This window comes from Geofilum rubicundum JCM 15548 (assembly GCF_000974365.1).
GTDB lineage: Bacteria > Bacteroidota > Bacteroidia > Bacteroidales > Marinilabiliaceae > Geofilum > Geofilum rubicundum.
In genome coordinates this window covers 1-19988 of record NZ_BAZW01000039.1, presented here as the reverse complement: position 1 = coordinate 19988, position 19988 = coordinate 1, and the positions used below count along the sequence as shown (strand labels likewise).

General features: G+C 42.7%; 20 protein-coding genes. 11 read left to right on the top strand and 9 right to left on the bottom strand.

Annotated elements, in window-relative coordinates; translation table 11 throughout:
• The first annotated feature begins 161 nt into the window (after positions 1–161).
• The 9 genes from JCM15548_RS14680 (at position 162) to JCM15548_RS14640 (ending at position 8078) form a co-directional block, all read left to right on the top strand.
• A complete protein-coding gene (locus JCM15548_RS14680) occupies positions 162–1922 on the top strand; it encodes a copper-translocating P-type ATPase (protein ID WP_262487085.1) in 1761 nt (586 codons plus the stop codon).
• A gap of 77 nt (positions 1923–1999) precedes the next feature.
• Positions 2000–2215 (top strand): heavy-metal-associated domain-containing protein, encoded by a 216-nt coding sequence (locus JCM15548_RS14675; protein ID WP_062126952.1) that lies wholly within the window; start codon positions 2000–2002, stop codon positions 2213–2215.
• Between the two features lie 539 nt (positions 2216–2754).
• Positions 2755–3321, top strand: coding sequence for a YceI family protein (locus tag JCM15548_RS14670; protein WP_062126949.1), 567 nt, complete (start codon positions 2755–2757; stop codon positions 3319–3321).
• A gap of 54 nt (positions 3322–3375) precedes the next feature.
• Positions 3376–4122, top strand: a complete 747-nt coding sequence (locus JCM15548_RS14665) for a hypothetical protein (protein ID WP_062126946.1) — start codon at positions 3376–3378, stop codon at positions 4120–4122.
• Complete coding sequence (locus JCM15548_RS14660) at positions 4083–4544, top strand: hypothetical protein (protein WP_157482801.1); 462 nt, start codon at positions 4083–4085, stop codon at positions 4542–4544. Before JCM15548_RS14665 ends, JCM15548_RS14660 begins: the two co-directional genes overlap by 40 nt.
• Before the next feature lie 66 nt (positions 4545–4610).
• Positions 4611–4937: a ubiquitin family protein gene (locus JCM15548_RS14655; protein ID WP_157482799.1), complete on the top strand. Its 327-nt coding sequence runs from the start codon at positions 4611–4613 to the stop codon at positions 4935–4937.
• Complete coding sequence (locus tag JCM15548_RS14650; RefSeq protein WP_157482797.1) at positions 4934–5281, top strand: hypothetical protein; 348 nt, start codon at positions 4934–4936, stop codon at positions 5279–5281. Before JCM15548_RS14655 ends, JCM15548_RS14650 begins: the two co-directional genes overlap by 4 nt.
• A gap of 58 nt (positions 5282–5339) precedes the next feature.
• Positions 5340–5798 (top strand): RrF2 family transcriptional regulator, encoded by a 459-nt coding sequence (locus JCM15548_RS14645; protein ID WP_062126933.1) that lies wholly within the window; start codon positions 5340–5342, stop codon positions 5796–5798.
• 189 nt (positions 5799–5987) lie between these two features.
• Positions 5988–8078, top strand: a complete 2091-nt coding sequence (locus JCM15548_RS14640) for a lamin tail domain-containing protein (protein WP_083985166.1) — start codon at positions 5988–5990, stop codon at positions 8076–8078.
• Positions 8079–8130: 52 nt separating this feature from the next.
• Here JCM15548_RS14640 and JCM15548_RS14635 read toward each other — a convergent pair whose 3' ends face one another.
• The gene (locus tag JCM15548_RS14635) at positions 8131–8328 is read right to left on the bottom strand and encodes a hypothetical protein (protein WP_062126928.1); all 198 of its coding nucleotides are present in this window, start codon (positions 8326–8328) and stop codon (positions 8131–8133) included.
• A gap of 278 nt (positions 8329–8606) precedes the next feature.
• On the opposite strand from JCM15548_RS14635, the gene JCM15548_RS14630 reads away from it, so the two are divergent.
• Entirely contained in the window at positions 8607–11072 is a 2466-nt protein-coding gene (locus tag JCM15548_RS14630; RefSeq protein WP_173427663.1) for an alpha-ketoacid dehydrogenase subunit alpha/beta, read from the top strand.
• Between the two features lie 23 nt (positions 11073–11095).
• On the opposite strand, the gene JCM15548_RS14625 is transcribed toward JCM15548_RS14630, so the two are convergent.
• On the bottom strand, positions 11096–12772 hold the full coding sequence (locus JCM15548_RS14625; RefSeq protein WP_062126926.1) for a S8 family peptidase: 1677 nt from the start codon (positions 12770–12772) through the stop codon (positions 11096–11098).
• A gap of 589 nt (positions 12773–13361) precedes the next feature.
• Between JCM15548_RS14625 and JCM15548_RS14620 the strand changes: the two genes are divergently transcribed.
• Positions 13362–13955 (top strand): YqgE/AlgH family protein, encoded by a 594-nt coding sequence (locus JCM15548_RS14620; RefSeq protein ID WP_062126923.1) that lies wholly within the window; start codon positions 13362–13364, stop codon positions 13953–13955.
• Positions 13956–13960: 5 nt separating this feature from the next.
• Here the strand turns inward: JCM15548_RS14620 and JCM15548_RS25710 are convergent, their stop codons facing one another.
• From JCM15548_RS25710 to JCM15548_RS14585, 7 genes are all read right to left on the bottom strand, one after another.
• Positions 13961–14404, bottom strand: a complete 444-nt coding sequence (locus JCM15548_RS25710; RefSeq protein WP_062126921.1) for an aminotransferase class IV — start codon at positions 14402–14404, stop codon at positions 13961–13963.
• On the bottom strand, positions 14401–14814 hold the full coding sequence (locus tag JCM15548_RS25705; RefSeq protein ID WP_062126919.1) for an aminotransferase class IV: 414 nt from the start codon (positions 14812–14814) through the stop codon (positions 14401–14403). The genes JCM15548_RS25710 and JCM15548_RS25705 overlap by 4 nt, the downstream gene beginning before the upstream one ends.
• Positions 14815–14881: 67 nt before the next feature.
• Positions 14882–15493, bottom strand: a complete 612-nt coding sequence (locus tag JCM15548_RS14605; RefSeq protein ID WP_062126917.1) for a rhomboid family intramembrane serine protease — start codon at positions 15491–15493, stop codon at positions 14882–14884.
• Between the two features lie 58 nt (positions 15494–15551).
• Positions 15552–16559 carry a DNA polymerase III subunit delta gene (holA, locus tag JCM15548_RS14600; protein ID WP_062126914.1) on the bottom strand — a complete coding sequence of 336 codons (1008 nt, stop codon included), beginning with the start codon at positions 16557–16559 and terminating at the stop codon, positions 15552–15554.
• A 319-nt stretch (positions 16560–16878) separates the two neighbouring features.
• Positions 16879–18624 (bottom strand): DUF2326 domain-containing protein, encoded by a 1746-nt coding sequence (locus JCM15548_RS14595; protein WP_162198257.1) that lies wholly within the window; start codon positions 18622–18624, stop codon positions 16879–16881.
• Between the two features lie 52 nt (positions 18625–18676).
• Positions 18677–18919 (bottom strand): ABC-three component system middle component 8, encoded by a 243-nt coding sequence (locus JCM15548_RS14590; RefSeq protein ID WP_062126908.1) that lies wholly within the window; start codon positions 18917–18919, stop codon positions 18677–18679.
• On the bottom strand, positions 18903–19865 hold the full coding sequence (locus JCM15548_RS14585) for an ABC-three component system protein (RefSeq protein WP_062126905.1): 963 nt from the start codon (positions 19863–19865) through the stop codon (positions 18903–18905). Before JCM15548_RS14585 ends, JCM15548_RS14590 begins: the two co-directional genes overlap by 17 nt.
• Positions 19866–19988 lie beyond the last annotated feature (123 nt).

Below are 19988 nucleotides of genomic sequence, written 5' to 3'. Positions count from 1 at the left end.
TCGGCCCTTTTCTCCATTCCCATTGTGCTTATCGGCATGGTTTTCATGAACATGCCTTACGGTAACTACATCATGTGGGCCTTGTCCACGCCGGTTCTAATAGCTTTGGCCAACAATTTTTTATCAATGCCTGGAAACAGACCCGCCTGCTCACAGCCAATATGGATTCGCTGGTCGCGCTCAGCACCGGCATTGCCTATATTTTCAGTGTCTTCAACACCTTATATCCTCAGTTCTGGCATGAGCAGGGACTCGAAGCGCACGTCTACTTTGAAGCTGCTGCCGTCATCATCACCTTCATTTTATTGGGCCGATACCTCGAAGAACGCGCCAAATCGAACACCTCATCGGCCATTAAAAAACTAATGGGATTGCAGCCTAAAACCGTTTTAAGAATAACCGAATCAGGAGAGACCGAGACGGTGGATATTGAACAGGTGCAGGAAGGCGACCTGTTGATGGTTAAACCGGGGGAAAAAATTCCGGTGGATGCCCTTGTGGCATCGGGCCATTCCTTTGTGGATGAAAGCATGATATCGGGTGAACCCCTGCCGGTTGAGAAAACAGCCGGTGAGCAGGTGCTCACCGGCACGGTCAATCAGAAAGGAAACCTCCAAATCAAAGCTCAGAAAGTCGGCAAAGGCACCGTTCTGGCCCAAATCATTGAAATGGTACAGAAAGCCCAGGCCAGCAAGGCACCGGTTCAAAAGCTGGTAGACAAGATCGCCGGGATCTTTGTACCTGTTGTGATGCTTATTGCCCTCATCAGCTTTACGGCCTGGCTGATTTTTGGCGGTGAAAATGCTTTTACCCAAGCGCTTTTGGCACTGATCACCGTACTGGTCATTGCCTGTCCCTGCGCTTTGGGCCTGGCCACACCCACGGCCATCATGGTAGGCGTGGGTAAGGGCGCAGAAAATGGCATTCTGATCAAAGATGCCGAGAGTCTCGAAAAAGCAAAAAACATAGACACGGTGCTGCTCGACAAGACCGGCACCATTACTGAGGGAAAGCCTGTGGTAACGGGGCAGGAATGGACCCCGCGCGAAACCTCCCATTACCAATCGGTGCTCTACGCCATTGAAGCCCAATCGGAACACCCCCTGGCCGACGCCGTTTGTCAGGCCCTCGAAAACCAGCGCGACAAAAACATTCATATCAGCCAATTCGACAGTCTGACCGGTCGCGGTGCCACCGCATCCATTGACAACATCACCTATTTCGTCGGCAACAAAAAATTAATAGAAGAAAACAACATTCCGCTGTCCGAAGAACAGGTCAAACAGACAGAAGCCTTCTATGCAGCTGCCAAAACAGTCATCTACTTCGCCAACCAACAAGAGGTGCTGGCCTTACTGGCCATCTCTGACAAGGTGAAACCGTCCTCGCGCAAAGCCATTGAGCAACTGCAAAAAGCAGGCATCGAGGTTTACATGCTCACCGGCGACAATGAGCAGACAGCAGCCGTCATTGCCCGGGAGACGGGCATCCGGAACTTTGTGGCCCATATGATGCCGGCCGACAAGGCAGCACTGGTCGAAAAGCTACAGAAAGAAGGCAAAACAGTGGCCATGGTGGGCGATGGCATCAACGACAGTCACGCCCTGGCTCAGGCCGACGTAAGTATCGCCATGGGCAAAGGCACCGATATTGCCATGGACGTGGCCAAAATTACCATCATCAGTTCCGACCTGTTGCAAATACCCAAAGCCATTCAGTTGTCGAAGCACACCGTGGCCACCATCCACCAAAACCTCTTCTGGGCCTTCATCTACAACATTATTGCCATACCTGTTGCGGCTGGCCTCCTCTACCCTTTCACCGGCTTTTTGCTCAACCCGATGATTGCCGGAGCGGCCATGGCCATGAGTTCTGTTTCGGTGGTCACCAACAGTTTATGGCTGAAGACCAAAAAGTTGTAAGTACGCCCGGCAAGCAATCATCGAGCCATCTAACAACCTAAAGATCTATAGAGTAATCAACCATAAAATAAAGAGATATGAGTCAAACACTAAAATTTAAAACCAACATCAACTGCGGCGGATGCATTAAAGCGGTTACGCCACACCTCGACAAAGCAGCAGGTATCAAAAAGTGGGAAGTGGATACCGAAAATCCCGACAAAATCCTCACTGTGGAAACGGATAGTCTGAGTGCCGAAGAAGTGCTGGCCATTATTGACAAAGCCGGATACGAAGCCCAAAAGGCGGAATAAAGGGCGATGCTATATTATATAATAGGTCGTTAGGTTGTTAGGTTGGGAGGCAAGCGAAGCGCAGTCCCGCGAAGCGGGATGATAGGTTGAGAGGGGTAAGAAGGGTAAGTAGGGTTGATGGGGAATTAGGTCGTTAGGCGTAGCGAAGCGGTTCCGAGAAATCGGAACTGCGCCTTTGGCTTGAGATCCCGCAAGGCGGGATCGTTAGGTCCTTATACCAGTGGTTAATTGCTTATGTTCTGCTCATGACCAACTTGGTTGTCCTCTCTGGTTAACTCTTTGGTTGACCGGAATACTCCTTCTTAAATGACGCGATCAGAGAAATATTCGCTGACTTGTAGGATCGGGTCACAATAGGCCACAATAGGTTTCTCTAAACAATCCCCTTAATTACAACAACTTACACAAAAGTTTCATTTAAACACATGCTAAGAAACAGGTAAACGGGTATTGTTTTACTGTTTTCTTACACTACCTTTGCGGTAGGATTAGTTGTAAATAAATGTAAATTAAAGATTATTATTAATAAATAAATTATTATGAGAAGGATACAGACCATATTGCTTCTGGTAGCCAGCTCACTGTTTATGGTGGCGGAAGGACAGAGCATTAAAGTTGTACAGGGTGAGAGTCAAATGAGCGTAGAGGGAACTTCTACCATACATGATTGGGAAATGGGAACTTCGTCGATTAACGGAGTGGCTGAATTGTCCAAAGAAGCAGATCAACTGGAAATCACCAACACTAAAATCACCGTAAAGTCGGCCGAACTTAAAAGTGACAACTCTGGCATGGATGAAAAGGCGCACGATGCGCTTAATGTCAAAAAACATCCGACCATCACTTTTACCCAGACTGAAAAGTTGACGGTTAAGCCCAATGGTACAAAATTCAGTGGTACCGTTCGCGGAAATCTGACCATTTCCGGCAAAACAAAAGCGGTGGCCATACCTGTTACCGGAGATTCATCTCAAAACAAACTAAAGGTCAGTGGAAAATTAGATCTGAAAATGACCCAGTTTAACATCGACCCACCTCGCGCCATGTTGGGTGCTATCAAGGCAGGTGACGAAATCACCGTCAGCTTTGAAGTGGGACTTAAGTAGTATTCCATTCTTTAAAAACCAGAATAACACCAACAACTTAAACAAAGCACACAGATGAAAAAAACAATTTTTACATTAAGTCTTTTGTTAACAGGCCTGTGGGCTGTTAACGGACAACAATTCGAGGCTGAAAAAATCGATGCCAGCGAATTCGAAGAATTAAAAGTGAAGGTCGGTGCCGACTTTGCCCTCCAGTATCAGGGCATTACCCACGAGGCGGACGTTGAATTAATTGATATCAAGAAAAACTTCAACCTGCCAACCGCCAACTTGCACATTACAGCTGATTTGGCCCCCGGCATTCAATTGTACATCAACAATTACATGTCGTCACGCCACCACAATGAAGCATGGGTGGAAGGTGGTTACCTGACCATGGACAACCTGCCATTTTTGCCGGCGGCTGACAACATCATGCAATACCTGACCATTAAGGCAGGTGTCATGATGCCCAACTACGGTGATGCGCACTATTTCCGTAGCAACAATGCGGCTGTCACCTCCAACCCCTTTGTGGGCAATTGGATCATGGATGCCTTTACGACCAATCCGGGTATGGAATTCCTGTTCCGTCACAGCGGCTTTCTGGCCAATGTGGGTATTAACAATGGCCGCATGAACTATGGTCGCGGAAACGATTTGGGCGAAGACCTGGTTTTCAACTGGAAATTAGGTTATGACACCGATATCAATGAAGACCTGAGATTAAGAGCATCTCTTTCGGGCTATCACGTAGGAGAAGGACACAGCGGTTCTACCCTTTGGATGGTGACCGTGCCGGTGCCCGTTACTACAACGTGATGCAGCTGATGACCGCCGAAGGTGACAACTTCCGCTCAGGTCGTTGGAGTCCCGGTGCCAACCAAACCGAGATGAGCAGCTATATGGCCAACCTTTTTGTCAAGTTCCACGGATTAGAAGTGTTTGGAATTTACGAAACCATGAATGGTGTAAGCCGCGGCAACGATCAGGAATTTACGCAAACGGCACTTCAGGGTATTTACCGCTTTGGCGATTTCTATGCAGGCGTCCGTCTGAACAACGTGGATAACAACGATGGCTCAACCGTTTCACGTACCAACATTGGCGGTGGCTGGAACATGGTCGAGTATGTACAGGTTAAGCTGGACTACGTTACACAAAAGTATGAAGGCCCTGCTCATGGTGCCATTGATGGTGGAAAATTCAACGGACTCGTTCTTGAAGCAGCCATCTCATTCTAATAATTAGTCATCCTAAAAAACTGTTCAGAAGCCATGGCTTCTGAACAGTTCATCAAAAAAAACAAAATGCCATCTCCAAACAAAGTACCCCAGAATTGCCATTCAGGTATTTGTTGCCCCTTCAAGACTTTGGGGCCTGTAAGATGGTTGTTTTTTGTCCTGCTGCTAACCATTCCCCTTCACCTCTCCCAAGGCCAATACCATCAAACCCGGAATGTCATCAACCACAACAATTGTGCAGATTTCGTAAGTATTCATGGTTCAACCAATGTCAATGAATTTTCATTTCTTCAACTGCTCAATGAGCGTGAAAGTCCCATTAGGTTTCATACCCAAGAGGGGTACATTACCATTCAAATACCGGCTCACAACTTTGAAGCTCCAATCCTTTGATGCACCAGGACTTTATTGACCTCATCAAAGCAGATGACCACCCTTACATTGCCATTCGTTTTCACTACAATCCCTACGAGCTGTTCGAGAAAAACGGCCAAACAGGTACCATTGACTCAGAAATCTACATCACTTTGGCCGGAGAAGAAAAAAAATATGCCATTCCGGGACAAATCCATTTATGTCAGGACAAAGCGCTGCGCATTAACGGCAATATAAAAATCAATCTGAATGATTTTCATCTAAAACCTCCGTCAAAATTCATGGGTATGGTAAAGGTGAATAACGAAGTATTTGTTAATTTTGGACTAAAGATGGAGCAAAATCTGATTACCAGAAAGTAGTTTTTTCCCATCCCAAACCTGGCTAATCTGAGCAATTAGCCCAACAAATTCCCGGACAATGAAAATCACCACAAAAACAAGATACGGATTACGTGCCATGGTTGAAATAGCCAGGGAAACGAATAATGAAGGTATTCTTCAAAAAGAAATATCGCTTCGGCAAAAACTCTCCAACAAATACCTCGATCAGATCATTCTGGCCCTTAAATCGGCCAACCTCATCATGAATGTCCATGGCAAGAAAAGCGGATATATTTTGGCCAAACCGGCCGATAGCATCACCCTTTTGGATATTCACCAGGCCTTTGAACCTGCCATGCACATGGTAGACTGCCTGGCACCCAACTATGTCTGTGAAAAAGAGGCCCGATGCTCCTCCAAGTTATTTTGGCAGGGTCTCAACAATGTAGTGGTGGACTATTTTAATTCCTTTACCCTCCAACAGATCCTGGACAAACAAACAGAGTTGGAATCCATCCCTCACCTATCTTCATCCAACCTCACCTGTCACAAGTAAATTGATCGTCTGGCTGGATTATGCCATATTTTAGATACGCTTTCGATTAAGTAAAGATTCGGGCAAAGTAGAAAAAGTACATTTGCACCAGATCCCGATTTTTAAAAATTCTGCATATTGATTTCTTTGGTCAATTTGTTTAATTTGGTTGGATCTTAAATCAATTGTATAATTTAATCGAGCTTTACTATGAAACAACCTTTACTATTGCTTTTGCTGTCAACCATATGTTTGACCGGCTTTTCACAAAATGCGGCAGACCTTTTCTTTTCGGAGTACATTGAAGGGTCCGGCAACAACAAATACCTCGAAATATTTAACGGAACCGGGGCGGATGTGGATCTGGCCGACTACGAAGTCTTGCTTTTTTCAAACGGTAGTGCAACCCCGTCTGATAACAAAGCTGTTTTTCCGGCTGAAACCATTTTGGCCGATGGCGCCGTTTTTATTATTAAAAATGCCGACGCTGCGCTTTATGCTGATGATGCTCTCGCCTCAACAGTCACCTATTTCAATGGTGACGATGCCCTTGCCTTGAGAAAAATATCCACCGACAGCTATGTCGATATTATAGGGAAAATAGGGGAACGGGTCAATTGGACGGACGGCGAACATTCAACCCTAAACAAAACACTGGTTCGCAAGCCACATATTGTACAAGGGGTGTCCACTAATCCGGCTACCGGTTTCCAAACTCTGGTAGAAGAGTGGAACGTTTTCCCTCAAGACCATGCCGATGATCTGGGACAACACACTTTTACGCCACCCGGACCGGCAGGTACTCTGTCGGATTTCTTCATTCAAAAAGATGATGTGCCGGTAACCACCTTGTCAACCGGAGAAGAAGTCACTTTTGTCTGGACGGCAGTAGATGTGGTTAGCATTAAATTCCAGGTATGGAATGCTGATGATTTAATCTGGGAAGATTTAGAAGGTCTCACCGATATAGATGCCACCCTTGGTACGCTTCCCTTCACTGTCCCCGTCTATGCCACCGAAGGGGAAAATGAAAAACTAAGAATCATAGACACAACGAACCCGGCTGTATCCGCAGAAAGCCAGCCATTTAACATCACAGATGTTCACTTTGCAGGTCTGAACTCAGAAATCGCCATGTTTCCTGCCAACAATGCAACAGACATCCCCATCGACCTTTTTGGGGTCGTTGACCCCGGTGAACCCATCATTACGATAAACCGGGTGATCATCGCTTTTGACGAGGAGGTACAGGCCGGCAGCGGTAACATTACCATTACTAAAACCGGAGAACCTTCTGCCATTTTTACTTTTGCTATTACAGACGAGCAGGTTAACTTCGACGACATTGCTGTTCATGTAACCATACCAGCCATGCTCGATCCCAACACTTCCTACTACGTCACTATTGATCCCGGAGCCATCACGGATTTGGCAGCTACCCCTAATACATTTGACGGTAATGTTGATTGGACATTTACAACCGGTGAAAGCGATTCCAAAATGACCATTGCCGACATTCGTAACGAGAGTGATGCACCTGCCCATTTAGGAGAATATGTCCATACTTCCGGAGTGGTTACCGCCCATTCAGATTATGGATTTTTCTTGCAGGATGGCAACGTCAGCTGGAGTGGCATCTACGTCTATTCAACTGCTGAAAAAGATAACGTAAGTGTTGGAGATGAAATAACCGTCATTGCCAAGGTTGGTCAATACAGTGGTCAGGCACAGCTCACAGACATCTATCTTTTACAAAAAACCAACAACAATCAGCTTTTTGAACCGGTAATGGCTTCATTGCCCTTTACCAATGAATGGGAGGGCATGTTAATTACTGTCGAAAACGTTTCCTACACAGGTGAACCGCTTAGTTACGGGGAATATGAAATAACAGATGGTACGAATACCGGATTGGTAGATGATTTGTTGTTTGCCTATACGCCGGCAACCGATGAGGCCTTTACGGCCATTACAGGTATTTTATACGAATCGTTTGGCGCGCTAAAACTCGAGCCAAGAACAGCTGAAGACATTGTAAGTGTTACTACCAATTTGGAGGATGACAAAAACACCCCTGATGCTTTCATTTCCAATCCGGTATTTGATCAGTTAAATATCCGCTTCCCGCAAACAATAAAGGAGGTGAGTATCGTCAACCTGGTTGGTAGCAAGGTGTCTCAACAAGTAGTAGCAGACAGCCACACATATCTTTCGGTAAGCCACTTGCCTAAAGGCGTCTATTTGGTACATATCACCACCATTGACGGGAATGTTACGGTTTCAAAAATCCTGAAGCAATAATTCAGCCTCCCATAAAGCAGAGGTTTCTCAACAAGAGAAGCCTCTGTTTTTTTTACATGGCTCTACCATGTTTGCGGGCCATACGATCCTGGGTGGTGGCACAGGAAATTCCGCGTTTGGCCATCTCCTTATTGGCACCAATGTGAAGATTGGGAAATTGCCCCTTTTTACGAATTAAAATGGTCACAGACATGAGCACAGCCACAATGGCCATTAGGGCAACAGACAACAAAAGAACTTTCCAGAACATGATTATTTTTTTTTCAAAATTACATATAATTCTTCAATAAAAAACTTCCTACCGTTTTGGTCGTATTTCTAAACATTCCCTTTACTCAACTGTTTCAATATTGGCTGCAAATTCTTTCAACGGAGACAAACTGGTGACTGGCATAAAAGAATTGGTAACCCATTGAATTTTAGGGGAACTTTCAGGCCCAGAGGGAAAACAACTGAGTTATACCTGAAATTCATTGGCGCATTATGGGTCAACTATGAGACAATTCCGTTATTATTTTATTAATTTGTATGCAAAAGAAAGATAAAACGCTGGAAATGGAATTATCACCCGAAATAGATCTGAGTTTCGAGGAATTTAAGAAGGAAGTCCTATACGATTATAAAATTGGGCAGTTAAGCCGGCAAATGAGCATCATTGCCCGTAAAGAAGTACTCACCGGCAAGGCCAAATTCGGCATCTTCGGAGATGGAAAAGAAGTGGCTCAAATTGCCATGGCCAAGCAGTTCATGAAAGGCGACTGGCGTTCGGGCTATTACCGGGACCAGACATTTCTCCTGGCTACAGGAATGACCACTCCGGCCAAATTCTTTGCTTTGCTATACGGAGAAACCCGGACGGAGCTCAACCCCGATAATGGAGGCCGGTCATTCAACAACCACTTTGCTACCCGCTTAGTGGATGAGGAGGGCAATTGGATCAACCAGACAGAAAGCAAAAACACCGCTGCGGACATCAGTCCGACAGCAGGCCAAATGCCCCGTTCGGTAGGTTTGGCCCTCGCTTCAAAATTTTACAGAAAGAACCCGGATTTAGATAAAAATCAAAAATTCAGCAAAAAAGGCAACGAAGTCGTATTTGTCTCCATAGGCGATGGCAGTACCTCTGAAGGTCATTTCTTTGAAACGATGAATGCTGCGGGCGTTTTACAAATCCCCATGGCTGTTTCCGTGTGGGACGACGGTTACGCCATATCAGTCACCACCGAAAATCAAACCATCAAGGGAAGCATTTCCAAAGCCCTGAAAGGCTTTGAAAAAGAGACCAAAAAAGGAACCGGCATCACCATTATGAAAGCCAAGGGCTGGGACTATGCCGGGCTATGCCAGATGTATGAGAAAGGAATTGCGCTTTGTCGCGAAGAACACATACCCATTCTGTTTCATATTGAAGAAATGACCCAACCTATGGGCCATTCCACTTCCGGCTCACATGAGCGCTACAAATCGACCGAGCGCTTAAGATGGGAAAGAGAAAACGATTGTTTGCTGCGCATGCGACAGTGGATGGAAGGGACAGGCCTTGCCACCAGCAGTGAATTAGATGCCGTTGAAAAGGAGGCACACGCAGAAGTCAAAGCGGTCCAAAAAGAAGTTCACGAAAGTTTCATGACCCCTTTGACAGCTGAAAGAGACGAATTGATTGAACTGGTTACCTCCAAACACTGCGTCTGTAATCTGGCCCGTCAAAACCAAATAGATGAAGCCATCAACGGTCTCAGAAGGGCGCACACGCTCAACCGGAAGGAAATATTGAGTGCTGCCCGCAAAGTATTGCGGCATGTTTGCGCCAACTGCAATATTCCCGGAGGCCTTAAAAATGACCTCCAAAACTGGGTGCGCGCTTACCGTCAAATGGCCAATGAAAAATACAACCGTCATTTATACGACGAATCAGATCATTCGGCCCTCAAGGTTCTGCCGGTCGCTCCCATCTATTCGGCTGAAGCAGAAAGTCTTCCCGGAAGGGAAATCCTCTTGCAAAATTTTGATGCACTGCTGACCAGGGAACCCCGTCTGTTGATATTTGGCGAGGACACCGGAAAACTCGGCGGTGTAAACCAGACACTGGAAGGTATGCAGGAAAAACATGGTGAAAACCGTGTTTTCGATACCGGCATTCGTGAAACTACCATCATCGGGAAAGGCATTGGTCTGGCCCTTAGGGGTTTTCGCCCCATTGCAGAAATCCAATACTTCGATTATTTGCTGTATGCCCTACAAACACTGAGCGACGATGCGGCCACTCTGCATTACCGCACAAAGGGCGGCCAAAAAGTCCCGTTGATCATTAGCACCCGTGGCCATCGTCTGGAAGGACCATGGCATGCAGGCTCACCCCTGAGTATGGTGATTAATTCCATCCGGGGTATCTATGTCTGTGTACCCAGGGATATGACACGTGCCGCCGGATTTTACAACACCCTGCTTAAGGGCGATGATCCGGCTCTGGTCATTGAACCACTCAATGGTTACCGCCTGCGTGAAAAAAGACCACAAAATCCCGGTGAATACCAAATACCTCTTGGTGTTCCAGAAATAATAAAAGAAGGGCACGACGTAACACTCGTGACCTATGGCGCCTGCGTGAAAATTGGACTGGAAGCCGCCCATCAATTGGAAGAAATTGGCATTTCGGTAGAGCTGATTGATGTTCAGACCCTCTTGCCCTTTGATATTCACCACAACATCCTTGAATCGGTTAAAAAGACCAATCGGGTTATTTTCTTCGACGAAGATGTTCCAGGAGGAGCTTCTGCCTATATGATGCAAAACGTAATAGAAGGTCAGGGTGCCTTTTATCATCTGGATGCCCCGCCAGTGACTGTTTCGGCCAAGGATCACCGTCCGGCCTACGGAACCGACGGGGACTATTTCAGCAAACCCAATGCCGAAGATGTTTACGAAGCCATTTATGCCTTAATGAACGAAAACAGGCCCGGAGAGTTTCCACCCATATATGAACCAGGCAAATAAAATCAACTTTTCAGCCCAATAACCTATTGACCTAATGACCTAACAACCTTAGTACTGTAAGAGAACGAACCATCCTTCAAACGAAGCACATAGACACCCGGTTGCAAAGCAATGCCGGGTGTTATTCGTTGATGGTGCTGAAATATCACCTCTTCTTGCCAAACCACTTGCCCGTGAAGGTTGATGAGTTCAACCGACAGAGCCCCCTCAAAGTCATCTTGAAAAATTTCAAAGGCCGATATAAAAGGATTGGGAGTCACCAGCCAATTATCCAACAAATCAATATTTTGGGAACCAACACTCAATTGGAAAGCCCGCTCAAAATCAGGTATGCCATAACCAAAATCTTCATCGGGATTTAAATAGCGATCGGCTGAACTTCTGACCAGATCAACAATTTCAGCTGCCGTTTTTTCCGGCATGCTTTGCCACAAACAAGCCGTTAAACCGGAAATAATCGGTGCCGCAAAGGATGTTCCAACAGAAACGCCAATAACATCATTGGTGATAACAGAAGTCCCCACCCCCAAAGCCATCACATCTGGTTTCACCCAACCGTCGGCCACAAAACCCCGTGAGGAGAAGTCGGCCAGCGTACCATCCGCCTTTACAGCACCAACAGTTAATACCTCAGGTACATCATTAGGCATAACAACATATTCCCATTCACTTTGACGTTCATTGCCGGCACTATTCACTACAACCATGCCCTTTTGAGAGGCAAAAGCTGCAGCCCTGGAAATTCTGGTTATACCACCCGGTATCTCCAAAGTATAATCCATGGCAGGATCATCAAACGTAAAATAACCCACCGATGATTGAATGATATCCACACCGGCACTATCAGCCATCTCAGCAGCACAGACCCAATAATCTGCTTCAATGGGGTACTCTGATCGGGCATCCTCTGTGCGCATCAACCAGTAAGAGGCTTCCGTTGCAGTTCCGGCGTATTCGTCAGGCACCTGACCGGTCATCACGCCCAAAACCTGAGCGCCATGAATGTGCGTGTTATAAAAGGGTTCCGGGTCATTAAGGACGAAATTTCTTTCCCCTAAGAGCAAACCATCCGTTTGCAAATGACCAAAAACCTGGGAAGTTTCCACACCTTTAAAACCGGCATCCAATACCGCAATGTGAATACCATTGCCCTTAAAACCCAAATCATGCAAAAAATCACCTTTAACCATTTCAATTTGCCGATCCGTATTCATGGCGGCAGTGCTTTTCAGGACTTCCTTACTTTCAACAGCATCCACCTCAGGATAAAGTTTTTTCTGAGAAAAATTATCACCGGAACTCAGCGACCATCCATCACCCACGTAGGTCTTCTCGACAAAATTGATATATGGTAGCGCTTCCAGGCCATTCATGAGTTCAGAATCGTCACTTACCGCGATGACCCCATTAAACCACTTGGTGGCCATCAGAACTTTCACCCCTAAATCCTCCAGGTTTTGAACATAGGCAGGTGAGACTGGTAAATCCGTATCATCCAGGAAAATTCCCTGGGCTGCACGTCTGTCTATGGCCCTTTGAGAAAGAAACTCAAGTGGATTATCTAAATGATAGGGCGAACCCTCCTTATCTGAAAACTGGACAAAATAACCGGCGGTTTGTCCCATTACAGCACCAAAGGGTAAAGACAAACCAACTAACAAAAAACAGGCAAACAATCTGAAGCGTAAAAAGAGAACCATACAGACAAGATTTAAATAAAACTTACCATCACTTATTTTTAAAGTTGAGCCGCAAGATACATCTTAATCGTCAACCAACCACTATCTTATAAAATCAAATTGTTAATTTTTTATTAAAGGTTGCCATTTGCTTATTTGTCTTGTAAATTGGTTTGGGAAGGGAGGGGAATAGGTCAATAGGGGTTGAAAGGGTCAGTAGGGTTGATGGGGTATTAGGTCAGGCGGGACGGAAGCGAAGCGGGATCAAGAGGTCGAATAGGGGTTGAAAGGGTCAGTAGGGTTAAAAGGGTTGATGGGATATTGGTCAATAGGGTGAGAAAGGTTGGCTTAGGTACATGGGATAGGCAAGATTTAAAATTACGACAAGCAATATGAAAGCGACTGCAAGCAATAAATAGAATGAGGTGTGGAGGAAAAAATCCGTGGGGGAGAAAAAAATTTTGTTTTAAGAAATTTATTCTTAACTTAAATTTAAATTTTGAGGAGCAAAACACAACTGGCCATTAGGTTGTTAATAAGTAAAAGTGAAGTTGAGGACGGTATTGTCATTGGATGTTCAATGCATGTGTAGTCATTAAAGGAGGAAACAATGAAGCATATAGACTTAAACATATTTCAGGCCACCCACAGGAGTGTCCTTCCCCAGAAAGGACGCATTCTGATTGCCGAGCCCTTTTTACAAGGGCCCTATTTCGCTCGTTCCATTATATTATTAACGGAGCACGGACCTGAGGGGTCCGTAGGTTTTGTCATTAACAAGTCCACCGATGTTTACCCCGATGAAGTGATTGAAGACCTGTTTAATTTTAGAGGAGAGCTGTTCATCGGCGGTCCGGTATCCTCCAACACGCTTCATTTCCTGCATACCTTGGGCGATCTGGTGCCGGGATCCATTCAAATAACGCCCACGATATACTGGGGTGGAGATTTTGAGCACATAAAAAAATTGATCAACGATGGTAAGGCAGATAGCAAAGCCGTTCGTTTCTTCGCAGGTTACTCAGGCTGGTCGCCCGGCCAACTCGAAAGTGAGATTGCTGAAAAATCATGGATTGTAACCTCACTGGACGATTATCAAATAATGCGCGCCGATTCATCCTCCATTTGGCAGGAAAGTCTGGAAGGCCTTGGTGACGTTTATAAAACCTGGTCTAACTTCCCTTCTAACCCGGCTTTTAACTAGCCCTTTCAGACCTGCATACTTCTGAAAATCAGCTTTGAAACCTGGGCATAGTACCTTTGTTCTCTGAAAGCAGCTACCCAGCGTAAGCCACTAATGGAATTGGTCAGAAAAACCTCATCCGCATGTCGTATATCATCCTCGGAAGCGCCCGTACTTTCAACCAGGCGGATTCCTAATGAGCGGATCGTTTCCAACACCCTCTTTCGAAAGACGCCATCAATGCACCCGGAAGAAATAAGTGGCGTATAAACCACGTTTTCTTTCACCCAAAAGATACTGGAATTGAACGATTCAATCAGTTTCCCTTGTCCGTTAACCACCAGACAATCGTCCAGATGGCTCTCCTTACAATAAATGCCCGCCATTACATAGGGCAAGGATCCCACCGTTTTAAAGGGGGAAATCGGAGAAAGGAGTTTGGGGAAATCTTTATAAATATCAATTTTCAATCCCTTTTCGGGAAATGTATATCCCGTCTGGTGAAGATTCGTGGCTTCGATGAGCCACGACACCTGCATTCTATCCGGCGTGTAGAGCCCTCCCCTTTTCTAAAAACCGTCAGTCGCACCCGTGCATCCGCAAAAATCCGGTTCTTAACCACCAAATCAATGATACTATCCCGCATGGATTGTCGGGACGGAAAACTGCCCGATGCCATTTTTAACACGGCCATTCCTTTGAGCAAGCGCTGGTAATGGGACTCCCAATGCAGTGGCTCACCCTTATGAAAGCGGATGGTTTCAAATAAACCATCCCCATACCTGAAAGCTCTGTTGGTGCTGTGTAAAAGAGGAACATCCGGTGAAACCAACACCCCATCGTATACCAAATATTGTTTTCTGCTTCTGGAGTCTGCCATAGAGATAACTAGTGTCAATAAGAAAACTGCCGATTTTTCAACCTCTGGTAATTCCAATAAAGACTCACTAAAAGGAAACGAGCTTTTCAAAGAAAACCAGGATTAGACGGGGCTCATAAAAAAGCGGAAATATCAGGCCGTAAACAGCCCCCCAAAAGTGAGCATCATGGCCCACATTATCCACTTGCTTACGCGCCATATAAGCAGAATAGACCAGGTACAGAACACCAAAAACAATTCCCGGAATGGGAATAATGGCAAACAAATAGACCGGATTATAAGGATCGAAAAAAATGGAGGCAAATACCACGGCGGACACTGCGCCCGACGCACCTACGGCGTTGTAATTGGGATTATTGCGGTACTTAAACAACGAATAAAGACTTGAAATCGGAATGGCCGTCAGGAACAATAATAAAAAACGGGCATCGGTAAAGCCTTCAAAATAGTAGCCAAAATAAAAGAGAACGGCCCGACTGAAGGAATAAAACACGAACATATTGATGAGCAAATGCGTCCAGTCGACATGCAAAAACGCATGGGTTAAAAGCCGTAGGTATTCTTTTCGGTGAAAAACACTCCAGGGGTTCAACTGAAAACGCGCCATGAGCTCGGGCCTGCTAAAGGCCGCAAAACTAAAAAGGCCAACAACTATAATGATAATGATATGGATGGTCATATTTTCGAATTTTTATTTTTTACTTGGGTGTTTGGTAAACAACAGAAGGGTCCGTTTCCTAATGCAATATTTTATAAACCATTTCCTGCAACAACTCGCCACCGGGAGTATTCACATTGCCAAAGCCCTTTGATTTCATGTCGTACTCGCGCAGCAAAGAAATAATTTCCGCCACTTTAACCCCTTTGTAATTGCGGGCCGCCACCTGATAGTCGGCCACAAAAAAAGGATTGATTTTTAAAGCCGAAGCCACGGAACTTTTACTTTTATCCTGCAAATAATAATAAGCCAGCAGCTTGCTAAAAAAAGAGAAAAGAACACCCGTCACCACAGGGACAGGAAAATCCTTAGGATTGGCGGCAAAAGCCTTCACAATCTTATTGGACTTGGTTATATCTTTATGGATCAGCGCCTTTTGAAGCTCAAAAGGATTGTACTCCTTGCTGATGCCAATATTGCGCGCTACGTGGTCCACCGTGATATGCGTTGTTCCGGGGCCCATGGCCACAATCAGCTTGTCGGCCGCCTGCACCACCTTTTCCAGTTCCGCACCCAAAAACTCCACCAGCATCATAATGGCCTTGGGCTCAATGGTGAGTGAGCGACTCTTCAGGTAATCGCCGATCCATTGTGCCATTTGGTTGTCATAAAGCTTTTTGGATTCAAAAACCAAGGCTTGCTTTTGGTTTTTAAGCGCTGTGTAGGCCTTGGTTCGCTTGTCCAGCGACTTGTATTTGTAACAAATCACCAGAACCGTTGAAGGTTGTGGCGATTTAAAATAGTTTTCGAGTAAATCAAACTTATCCAGCAGCTGGGCCTCACGTAAAACAATTAATTGTCGCGGTGCCCCCATCGGATACCGCTTGGCAGCATGTATCAGGTTAACAACATCCGCATCCTTACCGTATAAAACAGTCTCGTTAAAGCCCCGCTCTTCTTCCTTTAATGCCAGCTTTTGCACGACCTCCGCTATTTTATCAATAAAATAAGGCTCCTCACCATGTAAAAAGTAGATGGGATAAAACACCCCCTTTTCCAACTGTTGTAAAATCTCTTCAAACTTCATTGACCAATTATCTATTTTCCCGGTAAAGATAAAAAAACAAATCAACCCCTCACCCCCTTCATCCCCTTCATGCCTACTAACCCAAACTACACATTTTTCCGATTCCCAATTTGCAAAGAAACCCTACTTGTCCAAATATCCATCCAACCCGTTCCACCCAATCCCTCATCTTCCTCTATCAACAATCACAGGGATCAAATGATAGAGTATCACGGTCATCGTTATTGTCTGCAGATACAAAATTTGAAGCGGGGCAAAACCATTCAAGGAACTACTAAACCCACTTCGCTTTACACGTAAAAACAACACCCGAAACTATCTAAAATTCAAAGCCAAATAAAGTTCCTGAAATATCTTTATCATGCAGCTTTAAGATAATCTCATTATCACTAAATTCTAGAATTTCATTTGAAATATCTAAGGGCAAATCTGATTTTATTGCAGAAAGAATATATTGAATCTTGTATTTTTTTGTTACGTCATTAATTAATTCCAATAATCGCATTTTTATCCCATTATCTTGTTGTGATAAAACATCATCGTGATATACAAACCTATAGTAGGATTCTTTGTTATATGCACATAAAATGGACAGGTCGAATGCTACGCAAAGAAGCTTCATATAAGTATTACCTTCATCTTTTGCAGTATCCTTATTCTCATCAACTTTTGATTTCACTTTTGGTGGAATAAAATCAACATTATTATTGGTATTAAGATTCCATGAAAGAACAGCGTTTTCATCCATAATGTATTTGTAAAACTTTGAAAATAATGTTCTTATATTATTATATTTTTGATTTCTATCTGTTGATTGGTGAATCTTCTTAAGCTCGTTAATAGTTGATCTTATGCCAGTTTGTAATGTTTCTATTTCATTTTCCTTTTGGATAATTAAATCAATTGTATTGATTTTTTCTTGAAACTTCAACAATTGCCCTTCAACCTTAACTAAATCTTTTTGACATTTCTTGAATTTTGTAAAAGTATCACTATCTGTCAAATGGGTTAGAAGAGATTCTCTCTCATGATGAAGGCTTTCTAATTTAGAATTTACATTAATTAGTTCCTTTTCTTTTTCCTTGATAGTTGACTTCAAAAGTTTATTTCTTTCTATTGTTAATTTTTTATTGAAGGTTATCAAATCTTCATAGTCAGAAGTTAATTGCTCAGAAAAATAAATAGATGATTCTTCAAATACCTTTTTAACCTTTTCAATATCAAACGAAAAGTTGTTTTTTATAGAAGACTTTAGCTTATCAAGCTCATAATTTAATCTATAAGAATCTGCATTCAAATTCGATATTTTATTCTCTAGCACATCAATCCCTTCTTTAATTAAGGATTTATCTTGCTGGTAGAAATTAAATCTATCAATCTGATCTTCAACTTCCTTATAATCTACTTCTAAAATAGATCTTTCAGCAATTATTTCATCTCTGTCCTCGACTTTAACTGAATAATCACTTTTATAAGAATTTATTAAGGATTTTATATCTTCTATTTTAGAATCATTATCATATTTTAATCGAAGCAATTCGCCTTTAAACCCAAGTAAGTCAAACATAAAGGGTTTCCAATCAACATCTTTCCCCCCAACAAATTTATTAAGCTTATAGACATCTTTAAAATCATCCTGGGTACGAAGCGAATAACTAATTGATTTTCTGTAGTTATAATCTTTATTGTGAAAGAAATCGAAAGATAAGTACTCGGAAAGAATATTGCGGGCTTTTTTTAATGTGATATTTTCGTGGTTCCAATTTAACGGAGGAAGGTAATCTTTTGTAGTTTGATTCTGAATTGCAAAAGATATTTTCGTATTAGATTCAATGTTCCTCTTGATTGTTAAAAATTCATTAGAATTTAAGTATAACTCTAAATAAAAAACATGATTTATAAAAACTGATTTATCAATATCTTTAATTTTAAGAAAAAAATGATGTTTATTTATCTCCTTTAAAAGCATGAAATCTATTAAATCCGCAAGTTTGGTTTTTCCTAAATCATGGGAATTTTTCTTTTCTTTTAAATCAGACTTTACATCTGCGTAAATAACATTCAACTCGTTTATATTGAATGTTATACTCTTAAAATCTTTATGATTGCAATATAGTTTACTTAGTTGCATTGTATCTAAAAGAATCTGTTATTTCTGAATATTCAAGTTTGCCTAAAAGATAAAGAAAACTCAACGCATACGGAAAATTTTCTTTACCTTCAAGACCCATATTATCCACGACCTTATTTAGTAAATCATCGTAATTAATATCGTAGAATGCATTTAATTGTTTTAAAATAAATGCTCCAATATTTATTACTGATATGTCAGGATTTATATGTCTATCTGGTTTTATCATTATCGACCTTTTTACCAATCAAACATTCATAATACATATAATGTAGAAAAACCATTACATGTCTTTTACTTCCTTTTAGCGGAGTTGAGCCATCACAAATTAACTTATAAATAAACACAAATATCTCCTCAAACAAATCAAAATCATCTCTCTTTAAAGAGATTAACTGATTTAATTCATAGGCTGTGTCAAAGTAATAATCTTTTAAATTTTCATTCAATGGATTGTACAGAAATTTTTCAATTTTATCAAAATCCATTAACGATTCACTTACAATAAATTGATTAAAATATTCTTCGCTAAGACTATTCTTCTTATTTTTTTCTTTTTTATCAATTATAGTAAAATCTTGTTTAAGCTTATCAACTTCAACTTTAATTTCTGTTTTAATTCCGGGAAGTTGGCTTTTGAATGCTAGAATAATATCCTTAATTTCTTCATCAGAGAAGTCAAATTGAATATGCGTTATATCTAATTTAAATTGTTTGACAATATCCTTATTAGAATTCAAATATTGGTTATTGATTGTTTCTTTACCTATTATGGCACAATTTTCAATTCCTGTTTCTTTTGTGATTAAGTTTAATAATCGCTCTCCTTTTACCCCTGAATATTTGCGATTAGTAAACAAAAGGTAATTATCTATTTCTCCATTTGCCTTTAATTTTTTAATTTTGATAATTTCATCATCGATTATTTTTCCAAATTCTTTATCTGAACAAGAAGCTAAATAATTCTCAGTATGTTTTGCTTGAATTATAAATTTTCCTTTCCAACAATCGTTGGTTGAAGGATAATTTTGAGCTATACCAATAAACTTGCCGTCTCGTCCTCCATCTTTTCCCGGTGAAAATTCAATAACTCCAGTTCCTAAAATCCTTTGACAGATAGCGTTCACTAACCTTTCAAAATCAGCGTCATTGATATTTTCTAATCTATAATCCATAATACAAAACTAATATTTTACAGCTAGATAAATCAAAAATTTATCAACTAACCAATCGTCCTTTTTTAGGTACCAACAACCCCGAATCCTATCTGCCCATTTTCCTCATCAACCTCATACCCC